Annotated in this window: 13 protein-coding genes and 1 tRNA gene; 8 read left to right on the top strand and 6 right to left on the bottom strand. The window is 59.2% G+C overall.

Annotated elements, in window-relative coordinates:
• The first annotated feature begins 11 nt into the window (after nucleotides 1-11).
• From LAD35_RS17200 to LAD35_RS17185, 4 genes are all read left to right on the top strand, one after another.
• The gene (locus tag LAD35_RS17200) at nucleotides 12-776 is read left to right on the top strand and encodes a cytochrome c1 (protein WP_224150181.1); all 765 of its coding nucleotides are present in this window, start codon (nucleotides 12-14) and stop codon (nucleotides 774-776) included.
• Between the two features lie 124 nt (nucleotides 777-900).
• Entirely contained in the window at nucleotides 901-1512 is a 612-nt protein-coding gene (locus LAD35_RS17195; RefSeq protein WP_184707100.1) for a glutathione S-transferase N-terminal domain-containing protein, read from the top strand.
• 81 nt (nucleotides 1513-1593) lie between these two features.
• On the top strand, nucleotides 1594-2115 hold the full coding sequence (locus LAD35_RS17190) for a ClpXP protease specificity-enhancing factor (RefSeq protein ID WP_224150180.1): 522 nt from the start codon (nucleotides 1594-1596) through the stop codon (nucleotides 2113-2115).
• 49 nt (nucleotides 2116-2164) lie between these two features.
• Nucleotides 2165-2240 (top strand) — tRNA-Thr (locus LAD35_RS17185).
• A 92-nt stretch (nucleotides 2241-2332) separates the two neighbouring features.
• Here LAD35_RS17185 and LAD35_RS17180 read toward each other — a convergent pair.
• On the bottom strand, nucleotides 2333-2671 hold the full coding sequence (locus tag LAD35_RS17180; RefSeq protein WP_224150179.1) for a hypothetical protein: 339 nt from the start codon (nucleotides 2669-2671) through the stop codon (nucleotides 2333-2335).
• 209 nt (nucleotides 2672-2880) lie between these two features.
• Here LAD35_RS17180 and secA point away from each other — a divergent pair, with 209 nt between their 5' ends.
• The 4 genes from secA to LAD35_RS17160 all read left to right on the top strand — a co-directional run bounded on the left by secA (nucleotide 2881) and on the right by LAD35_RS17160 (nucleotide 8605).
• On the top strand, nucleotides 2881-5622 hold the full coding sequence (gene secA / locus LAD35_RS17175; RefSeq protein WP_224150178.1) for a preprotein translocase subunit SecA: 2742 nt from the start codon (nucleotides 2881-2883) through the stop codon (nucleotides 5620-5622).
• A 94-nt stretch (nucleotides 5623-5716) separates the two neighbouring features.
• Complete coding sequence (argJ, locus tag LAD35_RS17170; protein ID WP_224150177.1) at nucleotides 5717-6946, top strand: bifunctional glutamate N-acetyltransferase/amino-acid acetyltransferase ArgJ; 1230 nt, start codon at nucleotides 5717-5719, stop codon at nucleotides 6944-6946.
• Nucleotides 6947-7210: 264 nt separating this feature from the next.
• Complete coding sequence (locus LAD35_RS17165) at nucleotides 7211-8107, top strand: ATP-binding protein (protein WP_224152758.1); 897 nt, start codon at nucleotides 7211-7213, stop codon at nucleotides 8105-8107.
• An 18-nt stretch (nucleotides 8108-8125) separates the two neighbouring features.
• Nucleotides 8126-8605: an NUDIX domain-containing protein gene (locus LAD35_RS17160; RefSeq protein WP_224150176.1), complete on the top strand. Its 480-nt coding sequence runs from the start codon at nucleotides 8126-8128 to the stop codon at nucleotides 8603-8605.
• A 184-nt stretch (nucleotides 8606-8789) separates the two neighbouring features.
• Here LAD35_RS17160 and LAD35_RS17155 read toward each other — a convergent pair whose 3' ends face one another.
• The 5 genes from LAD35_RS17155 to LAD35_RS17135 form a co-directional block, all read right to left on the bottom strand.
• On the bottom strand, nucleotides 8790-9002 hold the full coding sequence (locus LAD35_RS17155) for a DNA gyrase inhibitor YacG (protein WP_396022756.1): 213 nt from the start codon (nucleotides 9000-9002) through the stop codon (nucleotides 8790-8792).
• 118 nt (nucleotides 9003-9120) lie between these two features.
• Nucleotides 9121-9876, bottom strand: coding sequence for a cell division protein ZapD (gene zapD / locus LAD35_RS17150; RefSeq protein ID WP_224150175.1), 756 nt, complete (start codon nucleotides 9874-9876; stop codon nucleotides 9121-9123).
• Nucleotides 9877-9885: 9 nt separating this feature from the next.
• Nucleotides 9886-10509, bottom strand: coding sequence for a dephospho-CoA kinase (gene coaE / locus LAD35_RS17145; RefSeq protein WP_224150174.1), 624 nt, complete (start codon nucleotides 10507-10509; stop codon nucleotides 9886-9888).
• Between the two features lie 18 nt (nucleotides 10510-10527).
• Nucleotides 10528-11391 carry a prepilin peptidase gene (locus LAD35_RS17140; protein WP_224150173.1) on the bottom strand — a complete coding sequence of 288 codons (864 nt, stop codon included), beginning with the start codon at nucleotides 11389-11391 and terminating at the stop codon, nucleotides 10528-10530.
• A gap of 2 nt (nucleotides 11392-11393) precedes the next feature.
• Nucleotides 11394-12614, bottom strand: coding sequence for a type II secretion system F family protein (locus LAD35_RS17135; RefSeq protein WP_224150172.1), 1221 nt, complete (start codon nucleotides 12612-12614; stop codon nucleotides 11394-11396).
• Nucleotides 12615-12624 lie beyond the last annotated feature (10 nt).

Here is a 12624-nt window from a genome sequence, read left to right as displayed (position 1 = left end):
AGAGCATCACGATGAAAAAAATAATTCTTTCCACCTTGCTGGCCGTTGGTGTCTGGATGGGGGCAGCTCCGGTGCAGGCCTCTGAAGGCGGTGTTGCCTGGGACAAGTTCAAGACCAGCACCAACGATACGGCGTCTTTGCAAAACGGCGCCAAGCTGTTTGTCAATTACTGCCTGAGTTGTCACTCCGCCTCGTTCATGCGGTACAACCGCCTCAAGGACATTGGCCTGACCGAGCAGCAGATCAAGGACAACCTGCTTCTGACCACCGACAAGGTGGGCGAGACCATGAAGGCGGCCATTGACCCCAAACAGGCCAAGGAGTGGTTTGGGGCCAATCCGCCCGACCTGACGCTGGTGGCGCGCTCGCGTGCCGGCAGCCAGGGTACGGGGGCAGACTACCTCTACACCTTCCTGCGTACTTTCTACAAGGACGACACCAAGGCCACAGGCTGGAACAACATGGCCTTCCCGTCTGTAGGCATGCCGCATGTGCTGTGGGAGCTGCAGGGTGTGCGCACACCGGTGTATGAGGAGGTGGAGGAACACGGCCACAAGGTGCAGTTGTTCAAGGGATGGAACCAAGTGACCCCCGGCACGATGAGTTCGGCCGAATTCGATAAGAATGTGGGTGATTTGGTGAACTATCTACAATGGATGGGTGACCCCAGCCAGAACACCCGCATTCGCGTGGGTGTTTGGGTGCTGATCTTCTTGCTGGGTCTGATCCTCATCACCTGGCGCCTGAATGCAGCGTTCTGGAAAGATGTGAAGTAATCACTGTTTTTGCGAGCAGCCAGGCCCGGCCCTGTTTTCAGGGCTTGAATTCTGGTTGCCGATTTGTGTAGAGTGGGCGGCATTGACTGCTACCCACTCTTTTTGATTTTAGGAGCCTTCCACCATGATGGTGCTTTATTCGGGAACGACCTGCCCTTTCTCCCACCGCTGCCGCTTTGTGCTGTTTGAGAAGGGAATGGACTTCGAAATCCGTGATGTGGACCTGTTCAACAAGCCCGAAGACATCAGCGTGATGAATCCCTATGGGCAAGTGCCCATTCTGGTGGAACGCGATCTGATTCTGTACGAATCGAACATCATCAACGAGTACATTGACGAGCGCTTCCCGCATCCCCAGCTGATGCCCGGCGACCCTGTGGAGCGTGCCCGTGTGCGCCTGTTCCTGCTGAACTTCGAAAAAGAGCTGTTCACCCACGTGCACACGCTCGAAGAGCGTGCGGCCAAGGGCAATGAAAAGGCGCTGGAAAAGGCACGTTCGCAAATTCGTGACCGCCTGACGCAGATGGCACCGGTGTTCCTGAAGAACAAGTTCATTCTGGGCGAGAACTTCTCCATGCTGGATGTGGCTATTGCTCCGCTGCTGTGGCGCCTGGACTACTACGGCATTGAACTGTCGAAGAATGCCGCGCCTCTGCTCAAGTACGCCGAGCGTATTTTCTCGCGCCCTGCCTACATTGAGGCACTGACGCCTTCGGAAAAGGTGATGCGCAAGTAATGATCGCCTGGCCCGGCTTGGCGGCCGGGCTCCCCGAGCTGGCCTTGCGCGGCTGCCCGGGCGACAAGCAGAAAGTGCCGAATGAGTGAAATCCAGACAACCTCGACCCAGCCCTACCTGATCCGCGCCTGGGTGGAGTGGTGCAACGACAACGGGCTCACGCCTTATCTGAGCGTGCGGGTGGACAAGACCGTGCAGGTGCCGCGCGAATTTGTCAAAGATGGTGAAATCGTGCTCAACATCAGCTACGACGCCACCAATGCGCTCAAGCTGGGCAATGACTACATTGAGTTCACTGCCCGTTTTGGCGGTGTGCCGCGTGAAATCATGGTGCCAGTCAGCCGCGTCATTGCCATTTTTGCGCGTGAAACCGGCCAGGGCATGGGCTTTCCGCCACCAGAGGATCTGTTGGACGACGACGCAGATATTGCAATACAGGCATTGCAAGGTTCGGCTGATGAGGAGGATGCCTCCGATGCTTCGGCTTCCTCGCCGCCGGTGATGCAGGTCGTATCGTCCAGTGACGACACGGCTCCGCCCGAGGGCGATGGGCCAAGCAAGCCCCCCAAGGCTGGCAAACCTTCGCTCAAGTTGGTGAAATAGGCAGAATTCGGCTTTTTTGCGCGCTTTCGCGTATAGAATTCCGAATGTTGCCGATTTAGCTCAGTTGGTAGAGCAACCGCCTTGTAAGCGGTAGGTCATCAGTTCGATTCCGATAATCGGCACCATCCCAATTCCAGGGCCTGCATTGCGATGCAGGCCTTTTTTATTGCCTAAATGGGTCTTTGGTGATGATGGGTGCACGCAGAATGCTACTGATTTAATAGTAGGTGGAAGGGCGATTTGTCCCTTGGCCCAGCACTTTCAGCCGGATGTCGGCCGTTGGATAGCCTTTGACGCGCAAGTGTGCGGCCATGGCGGGGACCAGTTGCTTGAGCTTGGCGGCGCAGGCATTGTTGGCCACCAGCAGGCACCATTGATCCCCGTCAATGGGGCCGGGTTTGATGGAGGGGCGCAGCATCGGAGGCACCAGGAACTCCACCAGCTTGTAGCGGGTGGTGGATTCGCGTGTCAGCGCGGCCAGGCTGGCGAGTGTTGGCGCTTCGCTGGCGGCTTGTTCGACGGTGATGGCGTAATGCCTGCGGTTGGAGGGTGTCATAGGTTGTGCGCTGGCGGATGACCATGGATTGGCGCACCTGCCACGACGTATTCTAGTCAGGGTTGTAGAATGTTTTATTTGGCAGGTGGTGCAGCCGGTATTGAATCCGGGTGCATAGTCTCCATCTGACACAACACTAATCACTAGGAATTCCGGTCGCGCGGCGGAATTGGCACCAGTGCTGATTTGCGCCGCGTGGTTTTGTTCGCATGGCAACCAATTTCTTCACCAAAATTTTTGGCAGTCGCAATGATCGCCTGCTCAAGCAATACCGCAAGGTCGTGGCGCGCATCAATGCGATGGAGCCAGAGTACGAAAAGCTGAGCGACGAGCAATTGCGCCAGAAAACCCAGGAATTCAAGGACCGCATTGCCGGGGGCGAATCGCTGGACAACATCCTGCCGGAAGCGTTTGCCGTGGTCCGCGAGGGTTCCAAGCGCGTGATGAAGATGCGCCACTTCGATGTGCAGATGCTGGGCGGCATGGCCCTGCACTACGGCAAGATTGCTGAAATGCGCACAGGTGAGGGCAAGACGCTGACCGGTACCTTGCCGGTGTACCTGAATGCGCTGGCAGGCAACGGCGTGCATGTGGTGACCGTGAATGATTACCTGGCCACACGCGATGCGACCTGGATGGGCCGCCTCTACAACTTCCTGGGGCTGTCGGTGGGCATCAACCTGTCGCAACTGCCCAAGCATGAAAAGCAGGCGGCTTACAACGCAGACATCACCTACGGCACCAACAACGAATACGGCTTTGACTACCTGCGCGACAACATGGTGCAGGACAAGACGGAGCGCGTGCAGCGCCATCTGAATTTCGCCATCGTTGACGAGGTGGACTCGATCCTGATCGACGAGGCGCGCACCCCATTGATCATTTCCGGCCAGGCCGAAGACCATACGGCCGCCTATCTGGCCATGCGCACCGTGGTGCCGCTGCTCACCCGCCAGGAAGGCGAAGCCGACCCGCGCACGGGTGAAGGCGTCACCAAACCGGGCGATTTCACGGTCGATGAAAAGGGCCACCAGATCAATCTGACCGAAGCGGGCTATGAGGCCGCCGAGCGCATTCTGGCCGAGAAGGGCCTGATCGCCGAAGGCGCTTCGCTGTACGACCCCACCAACATCACCCTGGTGCACCAGTTGTTTGCGGCGTTGCGCGCCGAGCACCTCTACCATCGCGACCAGCACTATGTGGTGCAGAACGGCGAAGTGGTGATCGTGGACGAGTTCACCGGCCGTCTGATGTCGGGCCGCCGCTGGAGCGAAGGCCTGCACCAGGCTGTGGAGGCCAAGGAAGGCGTGGAGATCCAGGCCGAGAACCAGACGCTGGCTTCGATCACCTTCCAGAATTACTTCCGCCTGTACGCCAAGCTGGGCGGCATGACGGGTACGGCCGATACAGAAGCCTATGAGTTCCAGGAGATCTACGGTCTTGAGACCGTGGTGATTCCGCCGAACCGTCCCAGCAAGCGTGATGATCAGCTCGACCGTGTCTACAAGACCACGCCCGAAAAATACATGGCCGCCATTGCCGACATCCGCGAGTGCTACGAGCGCGGCCAGCCGGTGCTGGTGGGCACCACCTCGATCGAAAACTCGGAAATCATCGACGAGCTTCTGAAGAAGGAAAACCTGCCGCACCAGGTGCTCAACGCCAAGCAGCACGAGCGCGAGGCCGACATCATTGCCCAGGCGGGCCGCCCCGGCATGATCACCATCGCCACCAACATGGCTGGCCGTGGTACCGACATCGTGCTGGGTGGCAACATCGAAAAGCAGATTGCCGCCATCGAGTCCGACGAATCGCTGTCCGAGTCGGAGCGCAAGAGCAAGGTAGAAGCCCTGCGCGCCGAGTGGAAGCTGGAGCATGACAAGGTGACCGAACTGGGTGGTCTGCGCATCATTGCGACGGAGCGCCACGAATCGCGCCGTATTGACAACCAGTTGCGCGGCCGTGCAGGCCGTCAGGGCGACAAGGGCTCTTCGCGCTTCTATCTGTCGCTGGACGACCAGTTGATGCGCATTTTCGCGGGCGACCGGGTCAAGGCCATCATGGAACGCCTGAAGATGCCCGATGGCGAAGCCATTGAAGCAGGTATCGTGACCCGCTCCATCGAAAGCGCACAGCGCAAGGTGGAAGCGCGCAACTTCGACATGCGCAAGCAGCTGCTGGAATACGATGACGTGGCCAATGACCAGCGCAAGGTCATCTACCAGCAGCGCAATGAAATTCTGGACTCCGCTGATCTGTCGCCCATGATTGATGGCATGCGCGACAGCACTCTGGCCGACATCGTGCGCCAGTATGTGCCCGAGCAGTCGATGGAAGAGCAGTGGGACCTGCCAGGCCTGGAGAAGGCGCTGCGCGAAGAGATGCAGATCGATCTGCCACTGGCGCAACTGCTGGACGGCTCCGAATCGCTGACCGACGAAGAGATCGAGGAAAAGGTCGTCGCCGAAGGCGCGCGCATCTTCAGCAGCAAGCTGGAGCAGGCGGGCAAGGAAAACTTCATGCAGTTCATGCGTGCCGTGCTGCTGCAGACGCTGGATTCCTCGTGGCGTGACCACCTGGCTGCATTGGATTATCTGCGCCAGGGCATCCATCTGCGCGGCTATGCGCAAAAGCAGCCCAAGCAGGAGTACAAGCGCGAAGCATTTGAGCTGTTCCGCCAACTGATCGACCACGTCAAGAGTCAGGTCACGCGCGTGATGATGCAGGTGCAGATCCGCTCGCCCGAGCAGCTCGACGAAGCCACTGAACAGCTGGAGCAAAGCAATGCCCGCACCAGCGTCCACTACAGTGGTGCGGAGGAGCCCTCGGCGGAAGAGGCGGAAGCCATGGAGCCGCTGGCGCTGCCCGAGGGCATGCGCGTGGGCCGCAACGATCCCTGCCCATGCGGCAGCGGCAAACGTTTCAAGCTCTGCCACGGTAAACTCGCTTGACACTGTAATGCTGTAGAAGACGGGCTTTGACAGGTGCAGAGCCCGTTTTTTCTTGGTTTTTCCCTTCTTTCTCATTCATTTTTGAAAGACTGACATGCCCGTCAATTTGAAAGCCCCTGTGGCGCAGGATCTGGCACCGATCGCCGGTGTTCGCATTGGTGTGACGGAGGCCGGTGTGCGCAAGGCCAACCGCAAGGATCTGACCGTATTTCTGCTCGATGAAGGCAGCCACGTGGCCGGGGTGTTCACCAAAAACCGTTTCTGTGCGGCACCCGTGCAGATCTGCCGCGAGCATCTGGCTACGCAGGGCGCCATTCGAGCCATGGTCATCAACACAGGCAACGCCAATGCAGGCACGGGTACGGATGGACTGGCCCGTGCCAACGCCACCTGCGATGCGCTGGCCGGTTTGCTGAAAATCGATGCCAAACAGGTATTGCCGTTCTCGACCGGCGTCATCATGGAGCCGCTGCCGGTGGACCGTATCACTGCTGGCCTGCCCGCTGCCATCGCAGACGCTCAGCCTGGCAATTGGGCCAAGGCGGCTGAGGGCATCATGACGACCGACACCATTGCCAAGGCCTTTTCTGCCAAGGCCGTGGTGGATGGGAAGACGGTGCATGTCACCGGCATCAGCAAGGGGGCCGGCATGATTCGCCCCAACATGGCAACCATGCTGAGCTTTCTGGCAACGGATGCTGCCATTGATACAGCACTGCTGCCCGCGCTGGCCAAACAACTGGCAGACCAGTCCTTCAACCGCATCACGATTGATGGCGACACGTCGACCAATGACTCGTTTGTTGTGGTTGCCACCAACCAGGCTGGCAATGCGGCGTTGACCGACTGGAGCAGCGCCGACGGGCAGGCCTTGATGGCTGCATTGCGCGATGTTGCGCAGAAGTTGGCGCAGGCCATTGTGCGCGATGGTGAAGGGGCTACCAAGTTCATCCAGATCGAGGTGGAGCAGGGCCGTACCGAGGAAGAATGCCGCCAGGTGGCCTATGCGATTGCCCATTCGCCACTGGTCAAAACCGCCTTCTTCGCCAGCGACCCCAACCTGGGCCGCATTCTGGCCGCCGTGGGCTATGCCGGCATTGAAGACCTGGACCAGACCAGAATCGAGCTGTACCTGGACGATGTGCATGTGGCCACCAAGGGTGGTCGCAACCCATCCTACGAAGAAGCCGATGGCCAGCGCGTGATGAAGCAGCAGGAAATCATCGTGCGTGTACAACTGGGCCGCGGCGCGGCCAATACCACCGTGTGGACCTGCGACCTGAGCCACGACTACGTCAGCATCAACGCCGACTACCGCTCCTGAGCAGTGCAGCCAGCACCTGCGGATCCCGGCATGGCCGCCCCTCTGTAGTGGGAAAGGCAGCCTCCGTAGCTTGCGACATACCACCAAGGGCCTACGGGCCCTTTGTGCTTTGTATTGTGGTATTTTTAAGCGTTATTGCGTTCTGGCGCTTGCTCGTCAAGCGCTGGTAGCTATTGAAAATATAGTAAATCGGAGACAGATACCGTGTCCTTGGATTCCTCTTTTTCTCCATTGGAGCGTCTGGTGGTGCGTGCCGAGCAACTGATGCAGCGTATCGAGGCGGTGCTGCCGCAGGCGCTGCAGGCTCCGGCCGACTGGAATGACGCGATTGCCTGGCGCTACCGCAAGCGCGCCAACGGCTGCGGTGTGCTGGAGCCGGTGCGCCACGTAGGGGCCATGCAATTGAGTGACTTGCAGAACATTGATGTTCAGAAAGACAAGATTGCGCGCAATACCGAGCAGTTTGTGCAAGGGCGGACGGCCAACAACGTGTTGCTGACGGGTGCGCGCGGCACGGGCAAGTCCTCGTTGATCCGTGCCTGCCTGCACAGCTACGCCCCCCAGGGGCTGCGCCTGATCGAGGTGGACAAGGCCGACCTGACCGATTTGCCCGATATTGTGGATGTGGTGGCGGGCCGCCCCGAGAAGTTCATCATTTATTGCGATGACCTGAGCTTTGAAGAGGGCGAGCCCGGCTACAAGGCGATGAAATCGATCCTGGATGGCTCGGTGAGCGCTGCCACGCCCAACGTGCTGGTCTACGCCACCAGCAACCGGCGCCACCTGCTGCCCGAATACATGACGGACAACCTGGCGCAGCAAAAGGGCGAGAACGACGAAATCCACCCGGGTGAAGTGGTGGAAGAGAAGATTTCGCTGTCGGAGCGCTTTGGCCTGTGGGTGAGCTTCTACCCCTTCAGCCAGGATGAGTACCTGCGCGTGGTGGCACAGTGGTTGTCGGCGCTGGGCGTGCCTGCGGACGAGATTGAAGCATCCCGGTCCGAGGCGCTGGTCTGGGCGCTGGAGCGTGGATCGCGCAGCGGCCGGGTGGCGCATCAGTTTGCACGCGATTGGGCGGGGCGCGGAGCCAACCGCCAGGCGGTTGGCCGAGCCCGCATTGCCGACGTGGCAGATCTGGGCGAAGAGGCTGAAGAAGATTAAACGGAAATTGGGTGAAAAGTGACTGAGTTATCCACAACTGGCGCAGAGCCACGCAAATATACGGAAGTGGCCGTGGGCGTGCTGATCCGCGAGAGCGACAACGCACTGCTGATCACCAGCCGCCCGGCGGGCAAGCCGCGTGCGGGCTGGTGGGAGTTTCCCGGCGGCAAGCTGGAAGAAGGTGAGACGGTGGAGCAGGCCTTGCGCCGGGAGTTGCAGGAGGAGCTGGGTATCACCATTGCCAACTGCATCGCCTGGAAGGTGACGGAGCATAGCTACACGCACGCGCTGGTGCGCCTGCATTGGTGCAAGGTGACGCAATGGTCGGGCGAATTCGAGATGCGCGAAGGCCAGCAGATGTCTTGGCAACAGTTGCCGCTGACCGTGCGGCCGGTGCTGGAGGGGTCTTTTCCGGTACTGCAATGGCTGAGCGAAGAGCGCGGGCTGCCGTTTGATGTGGCGCAGTACGCCAATGCAGCCCTGGTGGAAGGGCAGTAACCGGGCACGCTATGCACCAGAATGCAGTGGTGCATCAAAACATATAGCTGATGGTGCTTGCTGTTACTTGGATTGAGATAGGTAATACAGTCAATGCCAATGTAGCCAAGCGCTTTCAGCTCTCTTTTTGGCAGAAGCCCCGGTGAATCCGTTTGCGTGGCGCCCTTGCGATGACTCGATTCGGCTAGTCTTCGTGGCGCGGGTCGCCATATTGCGCATCCAGCGGCGGAGATTCGGCGGGCACGCGAAAATCCTCATTGCCCCAGGCTCCCAGGTCAATCAGCTTGCATCGTTCGCTGCAGAACGGGCGGAATCGGTTGCTCTTGGCAAAACTGGAGGGGCCGCCGCACTGGGGGCAGGTGATGGCTGGGGTGGCGTGGTCCGTGGTCATACTCATGCAGTGATTGTAGACGGGGCCACTCAACCATTGCTGAGGCATATGCTTTTAGAAAACCATAGCAATCAGCACATATCAGCTGTACGCTGCAGCCAGTTTTCAGCAAAAAATCAATCGATCAAGCGCACAGCACCATTTCATACTGACCGTCCTGCTGGGTGAGCACCATCTGGCCGTTGTCGGCCTTGTGCAGCATGCGGATCGAGATCATCAGCCGGTTGCCGCTGATTTCGGGCACCAGAGCGGCTTCCGGGTCGAGCCGCAGGCGCAGTAACTGGTAGGTGCGGCCTTGGGGCAGGTTTTGCTGGAACTGCCCGCGGATGGTGGCAATGCGCTGTGGGGTGCCGGAATCGCGAAACAGCTTGAGCAACAGAAAGAGTGCACCTGCCAGTGGCGCAAAAGGCTCAGTCCAGCGTTGCAGATCTGCGCGTCGCAATTCGCTGTCCGCATGCAGCCAGGTGTGGTAGCTGGGCAGGTCAAAAGTGCAGGTGCCGCCTGGGATGCCCGAGCGGTTGCGGATGGCCATCAGCCACTCGTTCTCGATCAGCAACTGGCTGGGCTTGCCGTTTTGTTCGCGCAGCTGTGCGTGGGCACTGTCCAGTTGAGCGATCACTTTGTCGAGCATGTCGACGGCAATCATGGGGCTGGCACGGTAGGCGTTGAACTGCTGGCGCTGGCGTTCCAGGTCCTTGAGCAGGTCGGCTTTCAAATCGGTGCGCGAGGCCACATCCATGATCTCGAACAGCGTGGTGATGGCGAAATGGTGGTCGACATCGGTGCTGCGTTGCAGAAGTACATCCAACCGGCGCAACAGATACTCCAACCGGAGGTAGGAACGTACGCGTTCGTTAAATGGGTACTCGTAAACAATCACAGAAAGACGTCAGTGTTGGAGCGCAAGGGCTGCTATCAATTCATTGTATAGGCCCAGGACCTCATCGCCTAGCGCTTGTAACGAGAGCGTTTCATTCCAGATGACCCAATCGGCCTTGCGCAGGCGTTGTTCCCGGCTGGCCTGTTGCGCCATGATGGCATCCACCGCTTCGGCAGAAAGCTGGCTGCGCGCCTGCACGCGGGCCCGTTGCGTGCGCTCCTCGCAGTCCACGACGATGACCTGGTCCAGCCGTGGGCTCCATTGGCCCGATTCGGCCAGGAGCGGAATATCGAAAATGACCATTCTTGCATCGCTGTGCGAACACGCATCCGCATAGCGATCAAAGATGCTGCGCTGAATCAAGGGGTGAAGAATGGCTTCCAGCTGCTGTTTGGCGGAAGGGTCCCTGAAAACGGCTTCTCGCATCTGGGCGCGGTCGAGCGCGCCATCCTGGGTGATGAAATGCGCGCCAAATTGCGCTCGGATGGCGGTAATGGCAGCACCACCCGGCAGTGTCAGGCTACGTGCAATCTGATCGGCATCAATGACGGCGCAGCCCAACTGCGCAAACCGCTCGGAGACCGTGCTCTTGCCGCTGCCGATACCGCCTGTGACGCCGATGCGGGGTTTCATCGCCTTCTGATCCGTAAATCAGGGCTGCAGCAGGCGGTCAATGATGCCGGTGCCAAACCACATCACCAAGAAGCCAGCACCTGCCAGGAAGGGGCCAAACGGCATATAGCCGCCTTCACGCAGGCTGGAAAAGACCTTGAGGCCGATTCCAATCACCGCGCCCACTACGGAAGAGAACAACGCAATTGGAATGAGCGCCTGCCAGCCAAACCAGGCGCCCAATGCGGCCAGCAGCTTGAAGTCGCCATACCCCATGCCTTCCTTGCCGGTCAGCAGCTTGAAGGCCCAATAGATGCTCCACAGCGACAGATAACCTGCGGCGGCCCCAAAAAGCGAATCCTTGATGGGTACCGGAATCCAGCCCAGCGCGCTGCACAGCAGTCCGGCCCACAGCAGCGGCAGAGTCAGGTCGTCTGGCAGCAGGGTCGTGTCCCAGTCGATCAGGGCTGCGGTGAGCAGCATGGACGAGAAAAAACACCAGGCTGCGCCAGTGGCAGTCAGCCCCCAGCGATGAATGCAGTAGGCCCACAGCAGTCCATTGGCCAATTCCACCAAGGGGTAGCGCACGGAGATGCCTGTTTTGCACTGGCTGCATTTGCCGCGCAGGAACAGCCAGCTGACGATGGGAATATTCTCGAACCAGCGGATCTGGTGCTGGCAATGCGGACAGCGCGAAGCAGGGGTGCAGAGATTGAAGCGGTCAGCCTTTACTTCGCCTTCCACGCCGGGGGCCTCTGCGTCTCCCGCCAAAAGGGCCTGAGCGTCCTGCTTCCAATGCCGCTCCAGCATCATCGGTAGGCGGTGGATCACCACATTCAAAAAACTGCCGACCAGCAAACCCAGCAGCGCAAACAAGGCCACATACAAGGAACTTTCCGACACGTTTACACCACCTGGCCGAGCTTGAAGATGGGCAGATACATGGATACCACGATGCCGCCGATGATGGTGCCCAGGAACACGATGATGATGGGCTCCATCAGGCTGGACAGGCCGGCAACGGCCTCGTCCACCTCGGCTTCGTAGAAGTCCGCAGCCTTGCCCAGCATATGGTCGATGGAGCCGGACTCCTCACCAATGGCACACATCTGGATGACCATTGATGGAAACACATTGGCATCGGCCATGGCCACGGTCAGACTGGTACCCGTGGAGACTTCCTGCTGGATCTTTTCGGTGGCGACAGCAAATACCGAGTTGCCGGAGGCGCCGCCCACGGAGTCCAGGGCTTCCACCAGCGGAACACCTGCCGCAAACATGGTCGACAGCGTACGGGTCCAGCGGGCTACGCAGGACTTTTCAATCAATGGGCCAAAAATAGGGATGCGAAGCAGCCAGCGGTCCATGAAACGCTGCATTTTTTCGCTGCGCCTCCAGGCCTGAAGAAAGAAGTACACGGCACCGCCAATGCCAAAGAAGATCAAATACCAGTACTTGACGAAAAAGTCGCTGATGCCCATCACAATGAGCGTCGGGCCCGGCAAATCGGCGCCAAAGGAGGTGAACACTTCTTTGAAGGAAGGGATCACGAAGATCATGATGATGGTAACCACCACGAAAGCAACAATGATCACTGCCGCTGGGTACATGAGCGCCGAGCGGATCTTGCTCTTGATCGCCTCGGTCTTTTCCATGTAGGTGGCCAGGCGATCTAGCAAGCTTTCCAGAATACCGGCGGCTTCCCCAGCTTCCACCAGGTTGCAGTACAGGGCATTGAATTGCATCGGATGGCGGCGGAAGGCGGTGCTGAGCGACGAGCCCGATTCGACATCGCTGCGAATGTCATTGAGCAGCTTGGTCACGCTGGCGTTGGTACTGCCACGGCCCACAATGTCAAAGGCCTGCAGCAATGGAACGCCTGCCTTCATCATGGTCGCCAACTGGCGGGTGAAGAGCGCAATATCCTTGGGCTTGATCTTCTTGCCCGAGCGCATGCGGCGCTTCTTGATCTTGGACGGCAAAATGCCCTGGCGTCGCAAGGACGCGACTACCTGGTTCTCGCCGCCGGCGCGGGTTTCGCCGCGCACGATCTTGCCGTTGCGGTCTTTACCCTCCCACTCGTAAACGGCTTCGTTCGATGTTTTCTTGTTGACGGTTGTTGCCATTTCTCCCTGC

This window comes from Comamonas odontotermitis (assembly GCF_020080045.1).
GTDB lineage: Bacteria > Pseudomonadota > Gammaproteobacteria > Burkholderiales > Burkholderiaceae_C > Comamonas > Comamonas odontotermitis.
Note: the sequence above shows the minus strand (reverse complement) of the source record. Positions and strands in the feature narration are given on the sequence as shown.